Source organism: Sporosarcina sp. P17b (assembly GCF_002743115.1).
GTDB lineage: Bacteria > Bacillota > Bacilli > Bacillales_A > Planococcaceae > Sporosarcina > Sporosarcina ureae_C.
Genome location: NZ_PDYP01000004.1, coordinates 173,495 through 197,208, shown reverse-complemented (window position 1 = coordinate 197,208; position 23,714 = coordinate 173,495). Strand labels below are relative to the sequence as shown.

Genomic DNA, 23,714 nt, shown 5'->3' with positions numbered 1-23,714 from the left:
CGAAAAGGAGAGAACTATTCGTTTTAATTATCCGACTGATTAGACGTCGTTTCCAATACGTTTTGAACGTATACAGCTTCCGCTTTACAGCCATAATCGTAATGAGTGTTAAGTTTTTGCTGCAGAATTTCGATTTGCGCGATCTGCTCTTCTGTTGGCGGATCATTGAGGATACGAATTAATACTCCTTCTACACGCTCGGCTAATTCTTTATGGAACTCGGGATCTGCTTTGATGTCATCGGGAATCTTGTCGTACCAAAGAGCTTTAGTCGTAATGTATTCCCGCCAGTTGGCGTAAAATTGTTCGATGTTGTAATCTTCTGCTGACCAGCCGATTTCACTCATATATTGTTCAAATGATTGCGATATGGAACGAGTGATGCTGCTCTTTATATTCGGAGAAAGCTTCTTTAACATGCTGTAATGTACCCTCCCACTGTATGCCAATATTGGCATTCCAATGATTATTATATCAAATTTTTCGTGTTAAGCAAAACGATAGTACTACTCCTGGACTGGTCCTAGTGCGAATGTAATATCTGCTTCACATGCAACTTCGCCTTCTACGGTAGCGACGGCTTTTCCTTTGCCAATCGTTCCGCGCAAGCGAACAATTTCTACTTCGAGACGAAGCGTGTCGCCAGGTGTTACTTGGCGTTTGAAGCGGCAATTATCAATACCTGCGAAAAATGCCAAACGACCTTTGTTTTCTTCTTTCTTGAGCAAAGCGACCGCGCCTACTTGGGCAAGTGCTTCTACAATTAAAACGCCTGGCATGACGGGATAGCCAGGAAAATGGCCGTTGAAAAAGTCTTCATTGATAGATACGTTTTTTAATCCGACTGCACGCTTACCTTCTTCAAGCTCTTCGATGCGGTCAACGAGCAGGAATGGGTAGCGATGTGGAATGATTTCTTGTATTTGTGTAGCGTTCAGCATGAAATGTGTCTCCTTTATTCTAGAGGTTCTGAAGATGTCAGACCTTTCTGTACTTATTTACCATTCATGATATCAAAAATATGTTGCCATGTCTCTTTTTTGAAGACATCGGCTGCTGTGCCGTCACCGATCACACTAAAGCCTACCATTGCACCGACTGCAGCGGCCAAGACGAGCAACACGAGTAAAATCAGCATGCGTAGCCAGATTGGAATCATACGGACTTGAACCCAGCGCATTTCACTTACAGGTTTCATAGGTTTTTTAGTGCGCTCCTTGCGTGGCCATTTGGACTGAATTTTCGTCCAGAACGACGCGTTGGATTCTTCTGGTGCAGGTAGTTTTTTTACAGGTTCCGTTTCGATTAGAAGCGTTTCTTCTACTTCTTGCTGTGAGACGTCAGGTGCTGTTTCTAGAGCTTCCGGCTCCACAATCGGTTGATTGTCTTCACCAACTACTTCGTCTGTCACAAGTGGCTCTGACAGCGTGACAGCCACTTCGTCCGCTACAGTCGGTACGTCCTGATCTGTTTCTGTCAGTTTGATTGGATCTTCCATTTCCGGTGTGCTCGCTGGCTCTACAGGTTCTTTAGTCTTCAACGGTTCAAACGGTTGCACAGGGGAAAGTGGTTCTGTTATTTTTTTGAAATTTGTATGTTTTTCACTCATAGTCAGTACTCCTATTGCACGCGTTAGCGAATGCCATTAATTAAGCCCATCATCTGGTCCGCCATAGTTACGGAACGCGCATTGAATTGATAGGCACGTTGCGTCGAAATCAAATCGGCCATTTCTTTTTCATACTCTACGTTGGATGTTTCGAGTGCTTGATTTTGCAAGCCAATTTGGTTTCGACCCGCTCCGGTCATTTCTGTTAACAAATCATTAGCTGCAAGTCCTAGTGCTGCGAGATCCGTCGGCAAACCGAAGTTCGTTGCGGAAAGCTGAACCATCGAATCTGGCTTTTCAAGAACCGTAACACCGAGATTGAAGTCCTGCGTGCCTTGCGGAGTAGTGACTTGCAATACACCGTTAGGGCGAATTTGATAGTCGGTCGCTTGTCCAGAAAAGACGATGGGACGTCCTGCTGTATCCGCCACTGCTAGTCCTTCTTCATTGACGAGCCTATTGTCGCCGTTTGCAGTAGGTGACAAATAGAAATTACCCTTGCGCGAGTAAATGATTTCTTCCCCATTGTCTGTTGGCTGAATCAAATTAAAATGTTGTTTCGGTTCCGTCAACGCAAAGTCGAGTTGACGATCCGTTACTTGAACGGAGCCGACTTTCCAGTTCATCTGCAAGCTACCAAGATGTGCGCCGGTACCCATGCGGATGCCAAGATCTGAACTTCGGTCCGCTTTATCTGCTTTGTCGTTATTCATTTGTTGGAATAAAAGTTCCTGGAATGTAGCGTCCGAGGATTTATATCCATGTGTGCCGACGTTCGATAAGTTGTTGCCGATCAAGTCAAGACGTTGCTGCAACTGGTTCATCGTATTCGTGGCGGTAGTCATCGTGCGAATCATAAAAGGTCACGTCCTTTTCGCATGTTTCTATATGTAGTCATTAATTGACTCGTCCTACTTCATTGACCGCTTTTTCCATACTGCGATCATAAGCTTGAAGAATCTTTTGATTGGCTTCAAATGCACGGTAAGCTGTCAGCATATCCGTCATCGAGCGCGCGGCATCGACATTGGAATCTTCGAGATAGCCTTGTTGCATCGAGTATGTGCCGCCAGTTGGCAATGCATTGCCGTCAGTTGTCGTGTACAGTCCATTGTCTTGCTTGGACAGCGCATTAGGTCCGTCAGAGTAGGCAATCCCTAGTGTCGCCACTTCCGTTTCCCCTGCGAAAACTACGCCTGAATCCGTCACGCGAATATCGTCACTTGCCAGTTCGATCCGGTTGCCCGCATCGTCAAGGACAAATAGGCCGGATGGATTGGTCAGATAGCCTTCTGCGTTGACAGCGAAATTCCCGTTTCGTGTATAGTATTGACCGCCATTCTCGCCTTCAAGCGTGAAAAACACTGTTCCTGCAACACCGGTTTCTTCGTCCACTTCCATCGGTCCATCAATTAATGCAATATCGGTCTTTTGTTCAGTCTCCCGCAATTGTCCTTGCGCGAATAAAGGCAAGGTTTCTTGCATATAGACGCCTGTCGATAATTCGCCTACTTTGGAAAGGTTATTGAAACTCAAGCCTTTTTCCGTCGGTACGCGCATCGAATCCAATCGGGACATGAACATTTCCGGGAACGCACGAATCGTCGACTGCTCAGCTTTATAGCCTGGCGTATTGGCGTTCGCGATATTATTGGACAGCATTTCCGTACGGCGTTGCTGTGCGATCATGCCTGATCCTACTGTATAAAAACCACGAAACATTTCATTTCACTCCTTCGCATCATCATTTCAGATAAATCGTTCTTTTTAGTATACACTACTTGCCGCTTGCATGGCAGGTCAATTTATGCGTGTTGAGGCTTTACCCGCTTTGTTCATTAACAGACCCGTACCTTGCGCAATACAAGTGAGCGGATTTTCTGCAATGAAAACCGGGACTTTCAAATGTTCGGATAATAAGGTATCGATCCCAGGAAGCAATGCGCCGCCACCGATTAAAATGATGCCGCGCTGCGCTACGTCTGCAGCGAGCTCCGGTGGCGTTTCTTCCAATGCGTCTTTTGTCGTCTGGACGATTTTACTGATTGGCACACGTAATGCCTGATGGATCTCTTCGGCTGTCACTTCAATCGTCTTCGGAATACCTGTCGCTAGGTCACTACCGTGCACGTTCATCGCGCTCGGCTTCTGTCCGCCCATTACAACAAGGCCGATTTCTTTTTTCACTTGTTCTGCCGTTTTTTCGCCTATATATACATCATATTTTCTTCGTATATGTTGAATAATGCACTGATCAAAATAAAGGCCACCGATATTCGTAGTTTTAAAGGATACGATTTCCCCCATTGAAAGCACGGACGCGTCTGTCGTACCGGCGCCTAAATCGACTATCATATTGCCTGAAGGTTTAGATATATCAATTCCCGCTCCGATTGCCGCCACTTTCGATTCTTCCTCGATCACGACCTGTTTAGCTCCAGCTCCCATCACTACTTGTTGGATGACGCTTTTTTCTACCCGGGTCGTATCCGCTTTACAGCACATCGTAATATGGGGTTTGCCACGCAAGCCCTTTCCTTGCGCTTTCTCGAGGAAGTGCTGAATCAATACGCGGGCCATTTCGAAGTCCGCAATGTTCCCGTCTTTCATTGGGCGTACGATTTGGATATGTTCTGGTGCACGACCAATCATTTGATTGGCCTCTATACCAAAAGCTATCGGTTCATCCGAACGTTTATCGATCGCCATGATAGCCGGCTCGTTGATGACAAGACCATGGTCTTTCATATATATCAATATATTGGCAGTACCCAAGTCGATCCCAATTTCTTTCGAAAACATCGTGACTCTATCCCCTTCCCCATCCGTCCTGTCTGGTTAAACTCTCTAGCTGTTCATTATATCATATTTCTACTTTATTTGACATCGTTCGATAGGTTGACAAATCAAAAAGCCGCCAGCAAGTTAGCGGCGGCTAAAGAATTATTTAAAGGCAATTGTCGCGCGAATGGCTTTTTGCCAACCTGCATAAAGTTCTTCGCGTACGGTTTCTTCCATATTCGGTTCAAACGGTTGATCGAGACATAAGTACTCTGCAATTTCATTGCGGTCCTTCCAGAATCCTACTGCAAGGCCTGCAAGATACGCTGCGCCAAGTGCTGTAGTTTCATTGATCGTTGAACGCTCGACCGGTACGTTAAGTAAGTCTGACTGGAATTGCATCAGGAAATCGTTCGACACAACGCCCCCATCCACCCGTAGCGTTTTCAATGAAATCCCCGAGTCCGCTTCCATCGCGTCGAGGACGTCTTTCGTTTGGTAGGCGAGTGATTCAAGCGTCGCGCGTATGAAATGCTCTTTCGTCGTTCCGCGTGTCAGACCGAAAACGGCCCCTTTCACATCGCTGTCCCAGTATGGTGTGCCGAGTCCAACGAATGCAGGCACGACGTAGACGCCGTCAGTTGATTTGACACGCTTGGCATAGCTCTCGCTTTCCGAGGCGTTACGGAACATACGCAGGCCGTCACGTAGCCACTGAAGGGCGGAACCCGCAACAAAAATACTTCCTTCGAGTGCATATTCCACTTTGCCATCGATCCCCCAAGCAATCGTCGTCAACAATCCATTTTCAGATGTTACGGCTTTCTCTCCTGTGTTCATTAGCATGAAACAGCCGGTTCCATACGTATTTTTCACCATGCCGCTTTCAAAGCACGCCTGACCAAATAAAGCCGCCTGCTGATCCCCCGCGATTCCCGCGATGGGTGCTTCGTGGCCAAAAAAGTGTTTGGCGTCGGTATGTGTGTAGACTTCGGATGACTCACAGACCGTTGGCAACATGGCTTTAGGAACACCGAGAATGTCTAGCAGCTCTTCGTCCCACTCTAGCTTGTGGATATTGTACATTAACGTGCGCGAGGCGTTTGAATAGTCGGTAACATGTGCTTTGCCTCCTGAAAGCTTCCAGATGATCCACGTATCGATCGTGCCAAACAGCAAGTCCCCATTCTCCGCCTTTTCGCGTGCGCCTTCTACGTTATCAAGAATCCATTTCACTTTCGTTCCGGAGAAATAGGAATCGATCAGCAAGCCGGTTTTATTACGGAATAGCTCACTATGTCCAGCGGTTTTTAGCTCCTCGCAAATATCAGCAGTTTGGCGGGATTGCCAAACGATCGCATGATAAATCGGATCGCCAGTATGTTTGTCCCAGACGACAGTCGTTTCGCGTTGATTGGTGATGCCGATTGCTTCGACTTGTGTGGCGGTAATATTTTTTTCAGAAATGACAGCTGCGATAACGGAAAGAATCGAACTCCAGATTTCATCCGCATTGTGTTCCACCCAGCCGGACTTTGGAAAGTACTGCTTGAATTCCTGTTGTGCCGTGTGGAAGATGTCACCCTTTTTATCGAATAAAATAGCACGTGAGCTCGTGGTGCCTTGATCGAGCGCCAGAATATACTTTTTTGTCATGATTCATTCCTCCCGTTGCGTTGTTTTGTTGTCTATTATACATGGTTTTGTGGGTTTAGGCGGTTGGTGGGGTGATAGAGCGTTTGTGGACGGAGATAGAGCGATTGGCGCGGGCGATAGAGCGGATAAGATGACGCTTAGAGCACTCGCGGACATGGATAGAGCGAATGGCGCGGCCGATAGAGCGGATAGGACGACGCATAGAGCACTCGCGGACTGGGATAGAGCGAATGGCGCGGGCGATAGAGCGGATAGGACGACGCTTAGAGCACTCGCGGACGCGGATAGAGCGAATAGCGCGGGCGATAGAGCGGATAGGACGACGCTTAGAGCACTCGCGGACTGGGATTGAGCGGATGGCGCGGACGATAGAGCGGATAGGATGACGCATAGAGCACTCGCGGACATGCATAGAGCGGATAGCTAGCAGCATAGATACACAACCAAACAAAAGCTACCCAGATACACGATCATCTGGATAGCTGCTCATGATTTCAGGCTGCTTGTATGGGTACAGTACATTACTGCTTCATTTTCAGTGTGGCTAGGCATCTGCTTTTTGTGCTTCGTTTTCATTTTTCCATTTTTGTCGGGTGGCTTCTCCTCCGCGCAAGTGGCGGATGGATTTATGATAAGCCAAAATTTCTGCGACTTTCCGTGACAAGCATGGATCTACATTCGGTAGTCGTTCCGTTAAGTCTTTGTGGACCGTACTTTTGGAGTAGCCGGTCGCATTGGCTAGCGCGCGCACTGTCAAGTTGGTCTCGATCAGTAGCTTGCCCAGTCGTACGCAGCGTTTTCTAATTTGCTCGTGCACGCCCTCTTCCTTTCTCTATTCACTCCTTTGACTAATGTAGTGTATGCGAACGTGTGTCAACATATGAAAAAAGCCATTCCAGGGGGTGGAATGGCTTGGATGCTACCTATTAAAATGCTAGGAAATCATGTGGATTCACGGCGACTCCGTCTTGCTGGATTTCGAATTGCAAGTGGATGCCTGCTTCAGGATTCCATTCATTCTGAGTCGTTGTCGCGAGCACTTGCCCTTGTTGGACTGTGTCGCCTTCTTTCACAAGTACACCTGTTAACGAACCGTAGATCGTCGTCTTACCGTCCGCGTGTTTCAAACGGACTTCTGTTCCTTTGAATGAGTCCACGATGACTTCTTCGACTGTTCCGCTCATTGCCGCTACAGCTTCGAACGGTTCACCGTCCATCGATAAAGAAAGTCCTTTGCTGGTGACGTACGTCTGGTTGAATACGAGTAGTGCTTTCTCACGCACTGCTTCGTCTGCTTCTGCATCATAAAATTCTTGTAAGATGGCGACTGAATCTACTTTTGCTTCATCGAATGGATACTTCAGTGTTTCCTTTGATGCATTTGTTTCTACCGTGACATTTTCTTTTGGCTGGTCTACTTTTGCAACTTCAGACGGGGCAGATTCTTCCGTCGTCAATGCGGTGTATCCCCATACCATGCCGATGAATAAGAGCGCTACGCTCGTATAAATGGCAGGCCAGAACCAGCCGTTCTTCGTTTTCTTGATCTCCTGAGAAGGGGCCTTTGGTTTTTCTTCTCGCATGTTCATCACCTCACTTGCATTCTTTGCAAGTTACGGGGATTTTAAACATCGATCTTCAGGTAAATTTATTTTTTGTATTTTTGTACCTGTATAATAGTGCGACAGAATTTGATCGGCGGTCCATCCTTTTTGCGCGAAAGCTTCCGCACCATACTGACTCATCCCGACGCCATGGCCATAACCAACGGTCGTAATAAGGACGATTTGATTGTTAACGTCATAAGCAATATTGAAATCGGTGGAAGCCAAATGAAGTTTTTCTCGGATCTGTCGTCCGCTCGTTTCATAGGGTCCTGCGATAATTTTCTGAACACGTCCCGTTTGATTACGCACGAGTTGTAGTTCGCGGAATTGATTAGCATTCCAATTGAAACCGAGTTTACGATTCCACTCCGTTAATGTTAATTCTTGCTTGCGCTCTACGGTTGGCGCCACATCTTCTTCACCTGGGCTATCTACACTTTGTAAATATTCAACCGGATTGCCGCTGAAGTTTTGCGCGGCTTCCGTTTTGCCGTTAGATGTAGAGAAAAACATGGCAGATATAATTTCTTCTCCATATACAATTATTTTACCTTCAGTCGCTTCAGCTGCTTGGCGGACTTTCTTTTCATTGTCTTTGAATGACTTGCCCCAGCGTTCTTTGCGCTCTGCTTCTGTACGATATACTTGCGCAGAGACGTCTTTGGCAATAGGCTTGACCCCTTTATCCGTGTTTCTAGCCGCATAGGTGCGAGCAGCAATTACTTGCGCCTTCAATGCTTCCGGATGAAAATCGGCAGGCATCTCTCCCGCTACGACCCCGACAACATATTCTTCTAACGGAATCGGCTCGTCCACACCTATGACCGTAATCAACACATCGCAGTACTTCTCCTCTCGCTGTTCTACCAGTTTCAACTCTGGCGCTTGTCTTACAAGAATAGGAATAATAAATAATGTGAAAATAATGAATAAAACGAGTAGTTTTTTGTACATACTAGACTATATGTTAGCGAACAATCGTGTATTCATTGTAAAAATCGAAAAAACCATGAACAGTAAACTGTCCATGGTCTTGAAGATTATGCTAATTGAGATTCAGTAACTTCTTGTTCAGTAGAGACACGTGTTATGTCTGCGCCTAGGGCTTTGAGTTTCTTGTCAAAGTCCACATAACCGCGATCTAAGTGAACCAATTCCGTCACACGTGTAATACCTTCTGCTACGAGTCCGGCTAGGATGAGTGATGCAGCGGCACGCAAGTCTGTGGCTGCGACTTCCGCTCCCTGGATTTTTGAAGGTCCTGAAACAATAACAGAACGTCCTTCAATTTTTACGTCTGCGTTCATACGGCGGAATTCTTCCACGTGCATGAAGCGATTTTCAAATACAGTTTCGGTCAACACACCGATACCGGTAGCTGTTAACATCAATGCCATCATTTGTGATTGCATATCTGTAGGGAAACCTGGATGTGGCATTGTCTTCAAATCGACTGCCTTAAGTGGGTGTTTCGCTGTGATACGAACCCCTTCATCCAATTCCGTGATGACTACACCCATTTCAGTTAATTTTGAAATCAAAGCAGTCGAGTGTTCAGGAACTGCGTTTTCAATCGTGACGTCTCCGCCTGTGATTGCTGCAGCTACCATAAATGTTCCTGCTTCGATACGATCCGGTATAATATGGTGAGTGGATGCATACATTGTTGTTACACCTTCAATACGAATGTTATCCGTACCTGCACCTACTACTTTACCGCCCATTTCATTGATGAAATTCGCCAAGTCGACGATTTCAGGTTCTTTCGCAGCGTTCTCGATGATCGTTGTACCTTCAGCGAGTGCAGCAGCTGTCATAATGTTTTCTGTTGCACCTACGCTCGGGAAGTCCAAGTAGATTTTTGCGCCTTTTAATCGGCCATCTACTTTCGCTTCGACATGTCCATGTCCAAATGAAATTTCCGCTCCCATTGCTTCGAAGCCTTTCAAATGTTGATCGATAGGTCTTGAACCGATTGCACAGCCGCCTGGTAATGCGACACGTGCGAATCCGTTACGCGCCAGTAACGGTCCCATTACTAAAATGGATGCGCGCATTTTACGTACAAATTCAAATTGTGCTTCGTCTGCTAGTCTTCCACGTGAATCTACGATGACTTCCCCGTTTTCCGGATCATGCGTGATCTTTGCGTTTAAACTTTTTAGCACTTCATTGATTGTCCGAACATCCGATAGGTTAGGAACATCACGAATGACGTTCACTCCTTCAGATGCCAATAAAGCAGCAGCCAAGATCGGTAATACCGCGTTCTTCGCACCTTCTACACGTACGTTCCCTTTTAAAGTCCGTCCGCCGTTAATAATAATTTTTTCCACCAATAGCCCCTCCGAGTCCAATTTATCCTTCATCCACAGCCTATTATCAAAAATCGTCTATAAACATTTTCATTGTTGAAGCCTAGTCATTTGTCAGTTTCCAAATTTAACATATAAAACATCTACTATTGTACCTTGTAAAACCTTACTAAACAAGTAACTTCCGGCGCAGTTTTGTGTTATTTCTTGCGTGATGTAGTATATGTTTTGATATGACACAATGTGATTGCAAATGACCCATTTATTTAGCCACATTACTGCTAATACCCGTTAATCCTACATTTTACACGTGTTTGCCGTTATTTTTATTACATGAATATTACAGAGTTGTGGCGAGGAAAGCCAATTCTGTGATCTGGTTGGGATTTTCGTTGCAGACGGGGGAACACTTTCCGGAGTCGTCCCCCGTCTTCCACTGCAATCCTAGTGATATTGTGTGAACAGTTGTTCTAATCATTAAAGTATCAGGTACATCTTATTAGTATTGAATAGATAGCGATGCAGTACATAAGTTGATTTCCGTTTCAGGCGGCGACTCCTGCGGAAAGCGTCCGCCCGGAACGGAAATCAACGGTGCTTATAAATTGACCAATTCTTTCTTTACCTTATTCGTTTTAATTTCCTTCAGCTAGAGTTCTGATTTCCGTTGTGAGGCTAGTAGAGCTTCAGCTGAAGGAAATCAAAACCAAGTTGCCCATCTTCCTGACCAATAGGATATGTCTAAAAAGAATTTTGATACGGTCGAGCCGATAGCAATACTTAGTAAAATAAACAAAAGTTGTGTTTGGAATACACGATTTTTTCGTATGATATTTTCTGGCAAGATAGCTTGTAGTGCATAGAAGCTAACGCCGATGAAGAAGATATGCGATACCATCGCGAGTAATGGATTGCTGCCTAGCATGCTGTCCATTGTTTCCACTCCTTTTTTCTTGAATATAGAGAAAATGGACGGACAGAGATTGTCTGTCCGTCCATTTTAGTTATAGATTACATACGCTGTTCATACACTTGCATGCGGTTGATAGCACGTTTCAAATCAAGCTCGTGTAAGTTATGGGAAAGGTCATCAGTTTTTTTCTGAAGATCTTGCTCAGCTTTTTCAGCGGCTTTCTTTGCACGTGCAATATCAATGGACTCAGCCAGTTCCGCACTCTGTGCCAATACAGTGACCACTTCAGGACGGACCTCGATGAAGCCTCCGTGGACTGCGACTGTTACTGTTTTGCCATCTGTCTTTAGGCGAAGTGCACCAATTTGAAGTGGTGCGACCATTGCGATGTGACCGGGTAAAACCCCGATCTCACCAGCTTCGGTAACTGCTATCACCATGTTCGCATCCATTTCAACAACAGGGCCGTCGGGAGTGACGATATTCACTTTGATTTTACTCATTTTTTTCCCTCCTGGTCCCTTTTCTTAGACTTCTACACCCATAGCTTTTGCTTTTGCAATTACTTCTTCGATACGTCCAACTAAACGGAATGCATCTTCCGGCAAGTGATCATACTTACCTTCTAGAATTTCAGCAAAGCCTTTGATTGTTTCAGGAACTGGAACGTAAGAACCTTTTTGTCCTGTAAACTGCTCAGCAACGTGGAAGTTTTGTGACAAGAAGAACTGAATACGACGAGCGCGATCAACGATCTGCTTGTCATCTTCATCTAACTCATCCATACCTAAGATTGCGATGATATCTTGCAATTCACGGTATCGTTGAAGAGTTGTTTGTACTTCACGAGCTACACGGTAGTGTTCCGGTCCAACGATTTCCGCACTCAATGCACGTGAAGAAGAAGCTAGTGGATCCACAGCTGGGTAGATACCCATCTCTGAAAGTTTACGCTCCAAGTTCGTTGTTGCATCTAAGTGAGCGAAAGTTGTTGCCGGAGCTGGATCCGTATAGTCATCCGCTGGTACGTAGATTGCTTGGATCGATGTAACCGATCCTTTATTAGTAGAAGTGATTCGCTCTTGTAACTGACCCATTTCAGTAGCCAATGTTGGCTGGTATCCAACCGCTGATGGCATACGACCTAGTAGGGCAGAAACTTCAGAACCTGCTTGTGTAAAGCGGAAGATGTTATCGATGAACAATAGAACGTCTTGTCCTTGCTCATCACGGAAATACTCAGCCATAGTCAAGCCAGAAAGTGCTACACGCATACGTGCGCCTGGTGGCTCGTTCATTTGACCGAAGACCATTGCCGTTTTCTTGATAACGCCTGAATCAGTCATCTCAAAGTACAAGTCATTTCCTTCACGAGTACGCTCTCCAACACCAGCGAATACGGAAATACCACCGTGTTCTTGTGCGATGTTGTTGATTAATTCCTGAATTAGAACTGTTTTACCAACTCCAGCACCACCGAAGAGTCCGATTTTACCACCCTTAATGTATGGTGCAAGCAAGTCAACTACTTTAATTCCTGTTTCAAGAATTTCTACCTCTGTAGAAAGGAATTCGAATGTTGGTGCAGAACGGTGAATTGGGTCACGTTGTGAATCAGCAGGAACTGGCTCACGCAGGTCAATTTCCTCACCTAGTACGTTAAATACACGTCCGAGTGTAACGTCGCCGACTGGAACAGAAATTGGTGCGCCTGTATTAATTACTGACGTACCGCGTTTCAGACCATCTGTCGAGGACATCGCAATCGTACGAACTGCATCATCACCAAGGTGAAGTGCTACTTCTAAAGTCAATACTTCAACCACTCCGTTGGAACGATCGATATTAACCTTCAATGCGTTATAGATCGCTGGAAGTTGTCCGTTTTCAAACTTAACGTCGACAACCGGACCCATAACTTGAAGAATATGTCCATTACTCATGCTTTTCCCTCCTGTCTTACTGTTTCAAATCTATTATTCGAGTGCTGCTACGCCGGCTACGATTTCAGTGATTTCCTGAGTGATCGCTGCTTGACGAGCGCGGTTAAATTGTAATGTTAACGAATCGATTAGATCAGACGCATTGTCTGTCGCCGTCTTCATCGCTGTCATACTGGAAGCATGTTCGCTCGCTTTTCCATCAAGTACTGCTCCATAAATGAGGCTCTCCGTGTATTGTGGGAGAAGTGTTTCGAGAATCGCTTCTGCTGAAGGCTCGAACTCATAAGATGAATTAGCTGAACCTGATGAAATATCTGTGAGTGGAAGCAATTTACGTTCAGTTGCTTCGTTGGAGATGGCGGAGATGAAGTGGTTGTAATACAAGAACACTTCATCATAAACGCCTTCTGTGAACATGCCAACAGCCCGATTCGCGATATCTTTTACTTCTTCAAAACGAGGGTGATCCGAAAGTCCGATCAGGCTTTCTTCGATCTGGTAACCCAGACGGCCGAAGAATTCATAGCCTTTACGACCGATCGCGATAATGACCACTTCATCTTTCGATTTATGGCGTTGTTCGATTGCACGGGTAACTGCACGGAAAATGTGCGCGTTGTATCCACCAACTAGACCACGGTCAGAAGTAACTACGATGTACGCAGACTTCTTAACGGGACGTGCTGTTAATAGAGGATGTCCGGAATCTTTCGTTACGGCTGCAATAGCACCAACTACTTCTTCTACTTTATCCATGTAAGGTACGAATTTCTTCGCATTCACTTCTGCACGGTTCAGTTTTGAAGCAGATACCATTTGCATCGCTCTCGTGATTTGACTCGTCTTTTTTGTTGAAGCAATACGGCTTTCTATCTCGCGTAAGGACGCCACTGGCTATTCACCACCTTTATTTTAAGATCCATTCAAGGAATATTACGCTTCAGAAACTACGAAATTTTTCTTGAATTCGTTGAACGCTGCGCTCATTACGTCATCAGCTGGAAGATCTTTCGTTGTACGGATATGATCATACACTTCCGTATGGTTGGATTCTAACCAGCTAGTGATTTCACTTTCAAAACGCAATACGTCTTTTACTGGAATATCGTCGAGGTAACCGCGTGTCAGTGCATATAGACTGATAACTTGGTATTCGACTTTCAACGGCTTGTTCAAGTCCTGCTTCAAGATTTCAACTGTGCGGTGACCGCGGTCCAGTTTCGCTCTTGTCGTAGGGTCTAGATCCGAACCGAATTGTGAGAATGCTTCTAGTTCACGGAATGCTGCCAAGTCCAAACGAAGGGTACCGGCAACTTTCTTCATTGCTTTAATTTGCGCTGATCCACCAACACGGGATACGGAAAGACCGGCGTTGATCGCTGGACGTACACCTGAGAAGAATAGATCAGACTGCAAGAAGATTTGTCCGTCTGTAATAGAAATTACGTTTGTTGGGATATAAGCGGAGATATCTCCTGCTTGTGTCTCAACGAACGGCAATGCTGTGATAGATCCTGCTCCTAGATCGTCATTCAACTTCGCAGCACGCTCAAGTAAACGGCTGTGTAGGTAGAAGACATCACCTGGATATGCTTCACGACCTGGAGGACGACGAAGTAGCAAGGAAAGTTCACGGTAAGCTGCTGCTTGTTTAGATAGATCATCATAAACGATTAGCACGTGCTTGCCTGCGAACATGAATTCTTCTGCCATCGAAATACCTGTGTATGGTGCCAAGAATAGCATTGGCGACGGGCTTGATGCAGATGCAGTTACTACGATTGTGTAATCGAGTGCACCGTTTCTGCGTAGAGTTTCAACAACTCCACGAACAGTAGATTCTTTTTGACCGATTGCAACATAGATACAGATCATGTCTTGGTCAGCTTGGTTTAGGATTGCGTCAATCGCAACAGTAGTTTTACCTGTTTGACGGTCACCGATGATTAATTCACGTTGTCCACGGCCAATTGGAACTAGAGCGTCAATCGCTTTGATTCCTGTTTGTAGTGGTTCGTGAACTGATTTACGCGCCATAACCCCTTGTGCAGGGCTTTCGATAGGACGAGTTTTTGTTGTATTGATTGGACCAAGTCCATCAACTGGTTGTCCAAGTGAATTGACGACACGGCCGATCAATTCTTCTCCGACTGGTACTTCCATAATACGGCCTGTACGACGAACTTCATCGCCTTCTTTAATGTCTGTGTATGGCCCAAGGATAACGATACCTACGTTGTTCGCTTCCAAGTTTTGTGCCAGACCCATTACGCCGGTAGAGAACTCAAGAAGTTCCCCCGCCATGACATTGTCGAGGCCATGAGCAAGTGCGATACCGTCACCTACACGGATTACAGTACCTACTTCACTTACTTCCATTTCAGACTGATAATTTTCGATCTGCTGTTTGATCAGACCGCTAATTTCTTCAGCTTTGATGCCCATGTATGTCACCCCTCTTAATTCAAATTAATTGATTAATTGACGTTCAAGACGCGCTAACTTAGCGCTAATACTGCTATCGTAAATTTGATTGCCGATCTGAAGGCGAATGCCACCGATCAAGCTTGGATCAATTACGTTTTGAATATGCAATGATTGTTTCCCTACTTTGTGCGCAAAGGCAGTAGAGATCGCTGAACTTTCTTCATCAGAAAGCAAACGCGTAGAGTAGACTTTCGCTTCGGCAACTCCGGAAGCTTCGTTAGCAAGTTCCAGGTAGTCTTCGATTAGATTATCTATTTCTCCGATACGACCTGCATCGATCAACACATATAGTGTGTTCAGTACAAGTTGATTTGCTCCATTGAAAAGTTGTCCCATCAATTCTTTCTTCTGTTCTGGTGAGAACTTTGGCGAAACTAATAGTTCGTCAAACTGCTTTTCTGCAGCGAAGACTTTTTGCAATTCTTTTAAATCAGTTTGCACGGAAACAGTTTGTTGCTTTTCCTGTGCGGCTTCAAACAATGCTACGGCATAACGTTTTGCGATTACCGATTGGCTCATCGCCCTTCGCCTGCCTTCACAATCGTTTCTTCGATCAATGCGCGGTTATCTTCCTCAGAAATTTCTTTCCCAAGAACCTTAGACGCAGCCAAGATAGAAAGAGATACGAATTCTTCGCGTACTGCTGCAACTGCTTTCTCTTTTTCAGTAGCAATTTCAAGAGTTGCAGATTCTTTCATACGGTTCGCTTCAGCGCGTGCAGCCATAATCAGCTCTTCACGTTGAGTATCACCTTGTTTTTTCGCATTTTCTACAATAGATTGTGCGCTTTCACGTGCTTCTTTCAATAGAGCACGCTGCTCTTCAAGAAGCTTTGCAGATTCTTGACGACTTGTTTCGGCTTGTTCGATCTCGGTAGCGATTAATTGCGCTCGTTGATCCATCACGCCCATTAACGGACCCCATGCAAACTTCTTTAGAAGTACCATGAGAATCGTGAAAAATACTACAGTGACGATAATGTCGCCTAGGTTCAGACGTTGGTTTAAGCTAGCTAAAAATCCTGCGTCAGCGTTTGCTGATAAGAGGACGAAGGTATCCAACACGATTGTTTCACTCCCTTCAAGAGCTCATGACTCTTTGTTTCGTTCTTCTGCCAAAGCAGATGTATTCTATGTTCATTTCATTCATATGTTTTACCACATAAAGCATGGCGAAGACCTATTTCTACGTGCTTCGCCACCATTACGAAAATTATTTGTTCATTACGATAAACGCGATAACTGTTGCGATGATTGGAAGTGCCTCTACCAATGCAACACCAATGAACATTGTTGTTTGTAGAACGCCACGTGCTTCTGGTTGACGAGCGATCCCTTCAACTGTCTTAGAAACGATCAAACCGTTACCGATACCTGCACCAAGTGCTCCTAGACCAACTGCAATAGCTGCTGCTAATAATCCCATACCTGCCATTTTGTATTTCCTCCTAATATTCTTTGTAGTTTTGTTCCCCTATTCCGGGGTAAATATATGTTTAGTGGTCTGTGCTGACTTTGTGAGCCATATAGACCATCGTTAACATAACGAAGATAAACGCTTGGATTGCCCCGATAAATACCGAGAATCCGAGCCATGCAAGTGCTGGTATAACAGCTCCGGCAAGACCGAAGATGCTTGAAGCACCCAATGTTGCAAGCAAACCAATTAAGATTTCACCTGCGAAAATGTTACCGTAAAGACGAAGACCGAGTGTCAACGTATTTGCGAATTCCTCAATGATCTTCAATGGTGCCAAGAATGGAATCGGTTGGAAGTATGTTTTCAAATACTTGCCCATTCCGAGTTGTTTCACACCATAGTAATGCGTTAACGCAACAACTGTAGCAGCGAGGGTTAACGTGATAACTGGATCGGCTGTCGGTGATTTCCACCAAAGTTGGTGATCCCACACGATTGCGAATGGAAGTCCAATCATATTTGCAACGAATACAAACATGATCAAAGTGATGCCTAGTACGTGGAAGCGGCCTCCCGTTTTCCAGTCCATGTTATTTTTGATGATGCCTTTGACGAAGTCCATAACCCACTCCATGAAGTTTTGCATACCCGTAGGTTTCATTTGAAGCCGCCGCGTAGATGCAACTGCAATCAGGAAGACAATCAGACACGTTACAAATAACATCAGTATATTCGATGGGTTAAACCCGATCCCGAATAAAATAAACTGTGGATTTTCATGATTCACGTTTTTGTTCACCTCCCCTTGCTAGTAAAGTGTCATTGCTTCCATTGGAACAGCAGATGACCAGTAAACAGCAATGCGTAGGGTATCATTAACCCGATTACCGTGCTGATCAGATCAAACTCTTCCGGCATAACGAGTGCAATGGCCGTAGCCCCTACACCTGATGCAAAACGCAAGCCCATACCTAGTGACTTCGCACGTGTTTCCTCCGTAATGGATCGGTCAAACCGCTCCATACGTCGAACGAGAATCCAAAAGTTATACATTCCGAAAAGTGAACCTAAGATGAGTCCCGCGAAGATGGTACGGTAGTCCAAGAAGAACCAGCCGAGCACGAACAATGCAAGCAAAAAAAAGAAACTCTTCTTTTGCTGTGTAAAAATTTCCTGCATACTTTGCATTGTCGATTCTCCCAATTCGTATTTTGGATAACAGCGTCTGAAGTGTTCAGTAGTTCTCGACAATTGTCGAGAGATGAGTCTTTGTCGTTTTGATCATCTTTCAACGACATAGATTCCTTGCAAAGGAACCTGGAAATTGTAAGTGAATCGCAATTTTCCGTTCACCAGGTGACGTTGCTATGTGCGACGTCCACAAAGTTTTAGGATTTTGCGTTTCTGAGTGAAGACTTGAAACCTCTGAAACATGATTTCTGTACTCAATTTATGTATGAGTTCCTTATCAATCTTACCCTTTGTTAGCATACAATAGGGGCTTTTTGATGTCAATTGATTCTAGTGAATAAATTCACAATGTGTTCTCTTTGTCAAACATTCGACATATTTGTTTGAAGGCTTTGTATAAAGGTTTTGAAGGACTTTTGGTATGGATTTGCTTGTTATTTGTTTAAAGATTTAATGTTTAAATAGTTTGGATTACATTGGGTTACTTAATTTGAAAGTTGGCAGAGTGTTGGGGTGGGGATTTGCGCTTCGGAGGGGACGCTTTCTGGAGGGCCCGCGGTAAGCCAACTGTTCGCTGCGCTCTCTTAGTTGTCTTACCTGATCGGGCTGATCCTCCCAGAGTCGCCCCTCCTACGCGCCAATCCCTGCAATGTGAGTAGGTTACACTTTTTGTTGTGCATTGAAATAAGTGTTGTAATGGTTTTTTGAACTTCAGTACTTGTATCTAAAGAAGTTAAGACAAAACAATAATTCAAATACTACCTACAATGAGTGATCTAAGTACTTCCACTATCAACGTAGGATGGAAGCGGAAGTTGGCGGCGACTCCCGATGGATCAGCTCGAAAGGAGAGACAACCAAAAGAGAGCGAGAGCCGTAGCGAAGGACGGCTTTTGCGAGTAAAAGCGAAGCGTTAGGAGCACATCTTTGCACTAGCGAACTGGTTGGCTCACCGAGAGCCCATGGGAAAGCGTCCGCCAACTGGAGCTTCCATCCCTTCATGCACACATATTCAATTACTATTCCCATGCATTTGCTTTTGAACTTAAATAACTTCCCCCCCTTCTACTAACTCTTACTATAGAAAAAAACAGCAGAAGGTTCTCTGCTGTTTTGGGTTGTTATAAAGAAGATAAATACTCGAGTAGGCATCCTACAATACGCTTGGAGGCGTGGCCGTCACCATATGGGTTGTGGGCCTTGGACATTTTTTCGTACTCTGCGTCGTCGGACAGGAGTGCGTCGGAAAGTTGGAAGATGCTTTCTTCTTCAGTTCCAGCCAAGCGCAGCGTTCCTGCATCGATACCTTCTGGGCGTTCGGTCGTGTCTCGCAAGACGATAACTGGCTTTCCGAGAGATGGTGCTTCTTCTTGAATGCCGCCTGAGTCTGTCAGGATAATATGCGAACGCGCCGCAAAGTTATGGAAGTCCAATACTTCTAACGGTTCGATTAGATGCACGCGGTCGTTGTTACCGAGCAACTCATCCGCCACTTCACGTACTGCCGGATTCATGTGGACAGGGTAGATTACCTGGATGTCATCGTGTTTGTCGAGCAGACGGTTGATCGCACGGAACATGTTGCGCATCGGTTCGCCGAGGTTTTCGCGGCGGTGTGCTGTCAACAGTACTAAGCGATCATCACCAAGAGTATCGAAAATCGGATGATGGTAATCAGGATCTACCGTAGTTTGCAATGCATCGATGGCAGTATTGCCCGTGACGTAGATACGTTCTTTGTTTTTCCCTTCGTCGATCAGGTTTTGTGCTGATCTTTCCGTTGGTGAAAAATGAAGATCCGCAATGACACCTGTCAGTTGGCGATTCATTTCTTCAGGGTACGGAGAATATTTATTCCACGTACGTAGTCCCGCTTCGACGTGTCCTACTGAAATTTGATTATAGAATGCAGCCAGACTACCAATGAACGTCGTGGATGTATCGCCGTGAACGAGCACGATGTCCGGTTGCGCTTCTTTCATTACTTTATCCAGACCTTCAAGACCGCGCGTAGCCACATCGATCAGTGTCTGACGGTCTTTCATAATATTTAAATCATAGTCTGGTGTGATGTTGAATGTTTCCAGCACTTGGTCAAGCATTTGCCGATGCTGTGCTGTGACGGTAACAATTGACTCGATTTGCTCTGGATGCTTTTCAAGTTCCAATACAAGTGGTGCCATTTTAATAGCTTCCGGTCTCGTACCGAAAATGGTCATCACTTTCCATTTCTTAGTCAATGAATGATCCCTCCATTATTTTGTGCCGAATAAACGGTCACCCGCGTCACCTAGACCCGGTACAATGTAGCCATGTTCATCAAGCTTTTCGTCTAGCGCTGCGATGTATACATCTACATCGGGGTGTGCTTTTGTTAATACTTCCACGCCTTCTGGAGCTGCGACCAAGCACATGAACTTAATGTTCACTGCACCACGTTTTTTCATTGAATTGATTGCCTCGACTGCTGTGCCGCCTGTCGCAAGCATCGGATCCACTACGATGAATTCGCGTTCGGATACGTCAGATGGTAACTTTACAAAGTATTCAACAGGTTTTAGTGTTTCTGGGTCGCGGAATAATCCAACGTGCCCCACTTTTGCAGCCGGGATTAGATCGATGATTCCGTCTACCATACCAATTCCCGCGCGCAAGATTGGAACTATACCTAATTTCTTCCCTGCTAAAATGCGTGATTTCGCTTCACAGACGGGTGTTTGGATCGTGATTTCTTGTGTTGGTAGATCACGTGTAATCTCAAACGCCATAAGTGTCGCTAGTTCGTTCACTAGTTCACGGAATTCTTTCGTGCCTGTATCTGCCTTTCGTATAAACGTTAATTTGTGCTGAATTAATGGATGATCAAATACATGTACTTTTCCCATTTATATCGCTCCTTTTCGGAATATCTTGTACATTATAACAGAAACTTTGCGATAGGCGCAGTGAACATGTGTGATTTGTTCGAACGAAATAGATTAAGGTTAGTTCAGCAAAGGTTGCGAGTATTTAGATATTCAGACATATGCTCAATGTATGCGATTTAGCGCTCTATCACGACCGTTGAACGCTCTATATGGCACGTGATCCGCTCTATGGCGAACCCTGAATGCTCTATCATGACTTTTATCCGCTCTATTCTCCCCTTTATCCGCTCATAGACTCTAGAACACCACACTAAAAAACGCCTGACACAATGTCAGGCGCTACATTTCTTACTTATATAGAGGATGCTGATCTGTTAGAGCTGTGATTGCTTTACGTGCTTCGTCTTTTGCTGACTGGTCTTCGTGGTTTTTCAATAACTCTGCGATGATGCGTCCCACTTCTACCATGTCTTCTTCAACGAAACCGCGTGTTGTAACTGCAGGTGTACCGATACGGATACCAGATGTAATGAATGGTCCTTCTGTGTCGAATGGTACAGTGTTCTTGTTTACTGTAATACCGACTTCATCCAATACGTGCTCTGCTACTTTACCTGTTAGTTCAAGTGATTTCAGCTTCACAAGTACGATGTGGTTGTCCGTACCGCCTGAAACTACATCAATACCTTCTGCTTGAAGTTTTTCAGCCAATGCTACAGCGTTTTTCTTTACTTGTTGCGCGTACGCTTTGAATGAAGGATCCAATACCTCTTTGAACGCTACCGCTTTTGCAGCGATTACGTGCATCAATGGTCCACCTTGAACGCCTGGGAATACTGTTTTATCAATTTTCTTACCGAATTCTTCAGCTGTTTCTTCATTCAATAGAATGATACCGCCACGTGGTCCACGCAATGTTTTATGCGTTGTAGATGTCACGAAGTGTGCGTGTGGAACTGGATTTTGATGCTCGCCTACTGCTACTAGTCCAGCGATGTGTGCCATATCTACCATCAAATATGCGCCAACTTCATCCGCAATTTCACGGAATTTTGCGAAGTCGATTGCACGTGGGTATGCACTTGCACCCGCAACGATCATTTTCGGCTTGTGCTCAAGCGCCTTTTGACGAACATCTTCATAGTCGATGACTTCTTCTTCTTTTGTTACACCGTAATCTACGAAATTATAAAGCTTTCCGGAGAAGTTTACTGGTGAACCGTGTGTTAAGTGACCGCCGTGAGAAAGGTTCATCCCAAGAACTGTATCGCCAGGCTCAAGTGCTGTAAAGTAAACAGCCATGTTTGCTTGTGCACCGGAGTGTGGCTGTACGTTTGCATATGCTGCGCCGAAGATTTCTTTAACGCGGTCGCGTGCGATGTTTTCAACAACGTCTACGTGCTCACATCCACCGTAGTAACGCTTGCCTGGATATCCTTCAGCGTATTTATTCGTCAAGTAAGATCCTTGCGCTTCCATTACCGCTTCCGTAACGAAGTTTTCAGATGCGATTAGTTCGATGTTAGAGTTCTGACGGTTTTTTTCAGCCATGATTGCCTCATATACTGCTGCATCATCGCGTTGTACTTTGCTTAAGTCCATTGGATAGTATCCCCTTTTTCTGATAGTTTTATATTTTCTTGTATTGTACACGGTTTATTCGTATTTAGCACGACTTCCGCCAATTAATTTTGGACGAGTTGTCGCGAGTGTGATGACAGCTTCACCGATTTTGTTAATGGATGTTCGGATTGGTACTACAACCGGCTTCATTTGCATGCCAATTAAAGTTTGTCCGATGTCGATACCGGCATTTGCCTGTACAGATTCCACTACGACAGGATCGCTGAATTGCTTGTACGCATAGGTGGACATAGAGCCCCCCGCTTTAAAGACAGGCACGACGGATACAGGTTCCAAATGAAATTGCTGTGCCGTCTTGCGTTCCAAAGTAATGGCACGGTTAATGTGCTCGCAACCTTGGAAAGCTAAATGCACATTGTATTTATCCGCAAACGCCTGAAGCGGTGCGAATAATGCCTCTCCTATTTCAAGTGCACCGTTCGTGCCGATCCGTGCACCTGCTACTTCAGAAGTAGAACAGCCGACGACGAAAATCGTCTCTTCGGCAGGTGGTGCTTGTTCAGCAAATTCGGTCAATGCTTGTTCTAGTTGCAGTTTCCATAATTGAATGGCATCCACTTGTTCCACCTGCTTTCGTTAGTTCTTTTCAAGTTCCATCATTTTATTTATACGACGCTCGTGACGGCCGCCTTCAAATTCGGTTTCAAGCCAAGTGCTAACGATTTCTCGTGCTAGCCCTGGTCCAATTACGCGTTCTCCCATTGCTAAGATGTTGGAGTCGTTATGTCCGCGTGTTGCTTTTGCGCTGAATACATCATGAACGAGCGCGCAACGAATGCCTTTGACTTTATTGGCGGAAATGGACATGCCGATTCCTGTGCCACAAATCAAGATGCCGCGGTCTACTTTCCCTGCTACGACGTCATTTGCTACTGGTACTGCATAGTCTGGATAGTCGACGGAAGTGTCGGCGTCCGGCCCGTAGTCGATATATTCTATGTCGAGTTCGGTTAATAGATTGGTGATCTCTTTTCGGAGATTGTTGCCTCCGTGGTCTGAAGAAATTGCAACTTTCACTGCGCACCCTCATTTCTATTTTTACTTATCGCTTATTCTATCATTGTTCGATAAAAAAATCATCGGTTTTACTGTACTTTTTATGAATTATTCATTTTGAAACGTTGAAGTTTTGTCATAAAGACGAATGTTATATGAATAAAGTTAATGTATCGTACGTCTTTTTGGCGGTGTTTTTGTGGGTTAGGGTCGTTGCTCGATATTGGCTTGTTCATGGAAAGTAGTGAGGGTCATGCTTTGGACTCGCGCAGGCACGTGGGGGATT

General features: G+C 45.1%; 26 protein-coding genes. All 26 read right to left on the bottom strand.

Going from position 1 to position 23,714, the window contains the following annotated elements:
* Positions 1-23: 23 nt before the first annotated feature.
* Positions 24-419: a hypothetical protein gene (locus tag CSV76_RS06740; RefSeq protein ID WP_233192364.1), complete on the bottom strand. Its 396-nt coding sequence runs from the start codon at positions 417-419 to the stop codon at positions 24-26.
* Between the two features lie 87 nt (positions 420-506).
* Positions 507-941 (bottom strand): 3-hydroxyacyl-ACP dehydratase FabZ, encoded by a 435-nt coding sequence (gene fabZ, locus CSV76_RS06735; protein WP_085428167.1) that lies wholly within the window; start codon positions 939-941, stop codon positions 507-509.
* Positions 942-994: 53 nt separating this feature from the next.
* A complete protein-coding gene (locus tag CSV76_RS17665) occupies positions 995-1,609 on the bottom strand; it encodes a DNA-directed RNA polymerase subunit beta (RefSeq protein WP_233204417.1) in 615 nt (204 codons plus the stop codon).
* Positions 1,610-1,632: 23 nt separating this feature from the next.
* The gene (locus CSV76_RS06725) at positions 1,633-2,466 is read right to left on the bottom strand and encodes a flagellar hook-basal body protein (RefSeq protein ID WP_099625053.1); all 834 of its coding nucleotides are present in this window, start codon (positions 2,464-2,466) and stop codon (positions 1,633-1,635) included.
* Positions 2,467-2,506: 40 nt separating this feature from the next.
* Positions 2,507-3,331 (bottom strand): flagellar hook-basal body protein, encoded by an 825-nt coding sequence (locus CSV76_RS06720; protein WP_085428165.1) that lies wholly within the window; start codon positions 3,329-3,331, stop codon positions 2,507-2,509.
* A gap of 78 nt (positions 3,332-3,409) precedes the next feature.
* On the bottom strand, positions 3,410-4,411 hold the full coding sequence (gene mreB, locus CSV76_RS06715; protein ID WP_099625052.1) for a rod shape-determining protein: 1,002 nt from the start codon (positions 4,409-4,411) through the stop codon (positions 3,410-3,412).
* 141 nt (positions 4,412-4,552) lie between these two features.
* Positions 4,553-6,046: a glycerol kinase GlpK gene (gene glpK / locus CSV76_RS06710; RefSeq protein WP_099625051.1), complete on the bottom strand. Its 1,494-nt coding sequence runs from the start codon at positions 6,044-6,046 to the stop codon at positions 4,553-4,555.
* A gap of 544 nt (positions 6,047-6,590) precedes the next feature.
* Positions 6,591-6,863 (bottom strand): sporulation transcriptional regulator SpoIIID, encoded by a 273-nt coding sequence (locus CSV76_RS06700; RefSeq protein ID WP_085428161.1) that lies wholly within the window; start codon positions 6,861-6,863, stop codon positions 6,591-6,593.
* Between the two features lie 109 nt (positions 6,864-6,972).
* A complete protein-coding gene (locus CSV76_RS06695) occupies positions 6,973-7,629 on the bottom strand; it encodes a M23 family metallopeptidase (protein WP_199170408.1) in 657 nt (218 codons plus the stop codon).
* A gap of 30 nt (positions 7,630-7,659) precedes the next feature.
* Positions 7,660-8,607, bottom strand: coding sequence for a stage II sporulation protein D (gene spoIID, locus CSV76_RS06690; RefSeq protein ID WP_085428160.1), 948 nt, complete (start codon positions 8,605-8,607; stop codon positions 7,660-7,662).
* Between the two features lie 86 nt (positions 8,608-8,693).
* Positions 8,694-9,989: a UDP-N-acetylglucosamine 1-carboxyvinyltransferase gene (murA, locus tag CSV76_RS06685; RefSeq protein ID WP_085428159.1), complete on the bottom strand. Its 1,296-nt coding sequence runs from the start codon at positions 9,987-9,989 to the stop codon at positions 8,694-8,696.
* A 679-nt stretch (positions 9,990-10,668) separates the two neighbouring features.
* Positions 10,669-10,902, bottom strand: a complete 234-nt coding sequence (locus CSV76_RS06680) for a DUF1146 family protein (RefSeq protein WP_085428158.1) — start codon at positions 10,900-10,902, stop codon at positions 10,669-10,671.
* A 77-nt stretch (positions 10,903-10,979) separates the two neighbouring features.
* Positions 10,980-11,384 (bottom strand): F0F1 ATP synthase subunit epsilon, encoded by a 405-nt coding sequence (locus CSV76_RS06675; protein ID WP_085428157.1) that lies wholly within the window; start codon positions 11,382-11,384, stop codon positions 10,980-10,982.
* Between the two features lie 24 nt (positions 11,385-11,408).
* The gene (gene atpD / locus CSV76_RS06670) at positions 11,409-12,824 is read right to left on the bottom strand and encodes a F0F1 ATP synthase subunit beta (RefSeq protein WP_085132717.1); all 1,416 of its coding nucleotides are present in this window, start codon (positions 12,822-12,824) and stop codon (positions 11,409-11,411) included.
* A 33-nt stretch (positions 12,825-12,857) separates the two neighbouring features.
* On the bottom strand, positions 12,858-13,715 hold the full coding sequence (atpG, locus tag CSV76_RS06665) for an ATP synthase F1 subunit gamma (RefSeq protein ID WP_099625048.1): 858 nt from the start codon (positions 13,713-13,715) through the stop codon (positions 12,858-12,860).
* Between the two features lie 42 nt (positions 13,716-13,757).
* A complete protein-coding gene (gene atpA, locus CSV76_RS06660; RefSeq protein ID WP_099625047.1) occupies positions 13,758-15,269 on the bottom strand; it encodes a F0F1 ATP synthase subunit alpha in 1,512 nt (503 codons plus the stop codon).
* Between the two features lie 24 nt (positions 15,270-15,293).
* A complete protein-coding gene (locus tag CSV76_RS06655; RefSeq protein WP_099625046.1) occupies positions 15,294-15,830 on the bottom strand; it encodes a F0F1 ATP synthase subunit delta in 537 nt (178 codons plus the stop codon).
* Complete coding sequence (atpF, locus tag CSV76_RS06650; protein ID WP_369823302.1) at positions 15,827-16,378, bottom strand: F0F1 ATP synthase subunit B; 552 nt, start codon at positions 16,376-16,378, stop codon at positions 15,827-15,829. The genes CSV76_RS06655 and atpF overlap by 4 nt, the downstream gene beginning before the upstream one ends.
* 145 nt (positions 16,379-16,523) lie before the next feature.
* A complete protein-coding gene (gene atpE, locus CSV76_RS06645) occupies positions 16,524-16,736 on the bottom strand; it encodes a F0F1 ATP synthase subunit C (RefSeq protein WP_029053447.1) in 213 nt (70 codons plus the stop codon).
* A 70-nt stretch (positions 16,737-16,806) separates the two neighbouring features.
* Complete coding sequence (gene atpB / locus CSV76_RS06640) at positions 16,807-17,517, bottom strand: F0F1 ATP synthase subunit A (RefSeq protein ID WP_083034955.1); 711 nt, start codon at positions 17,515-17,517, stop codon at positions 16,807-16,809.
* Between the two features lie 32 nt (positions 17,518-17,549).
* Positions 17,550-17,918: an ATP synthase subunit I gene (locus tag CSV76_RS06635; protein ID WP_085428152.1), complete on the bottom strand. Its 369-nt coding sequence runs from the start codon at positions 17,916-17,918 to the stop codon at positions 17,550-17,552.
* Positions 17,919-19,042: 1,124 nt separating this feature from the next.
* On the bottom strand, positions 19,043-20,161 hold the full coding sequence (gene wecB / locus CSV76_RS06630) for a non-hydrolyzing UDP-N-acetylglucosamine 2-epimerase (RefSeq protein WP_099625045.1): 1,119 nt from the start codon (positions 20,159-20,161) through the stop codon (positions 19,043-19,045).
* A 15-nt stretch (positions 20,162-20,176) separates the two neighbouring features.
* Positions 20,177-20,806 (bottom strand): uracil phosphoribosyltransferase, encoded by a 630-nt coding sequence (gene upp, locus CSV76_RS06625; protein WP_085428150.1) that lies wholly within the window; start codon positions 20,804-20,806, stop codon positions 20,177-20,179.
* Positions 20,807-21,136: 330 nt separating this feature from the next.
* Entirely contained in the window at positions 21,137-22,390 is a 1,254-nt protein-coding gene (gene glyA, locus CSV76_RS06620; RefSeq protein ID WP_099625044.1) for a serine hydroxymethyltransferase, read from the bottom strand.
* A gap of 54 nt (positions 22,391-22,444) precedes the next feature.
* Complete coding sequence (locus CSV76_RS06615; RefSeq protein ID WP_198166160.1) at positions 22,445-22,990, bottom strand: TIGR01440 family protein; 546 nt, start codon at positions 22,988-22,990, stop codon at positions 22,445-22,447.
* Between the two features lie 18 nt (positions 22,991-23,008).
* Entirely contained in the window at positions 23,009-23,449 is a 441-nt protein-coding gene (gene rpiB, locus CSV76_RS06610) for a ribose 5-phosphate isomerase B (RefSeq protein ID WP_085428147.1), read from the bottom strand.
* Between the last annotated feature and the right edge of the window lie 265 nt (positions 23,450-23,714).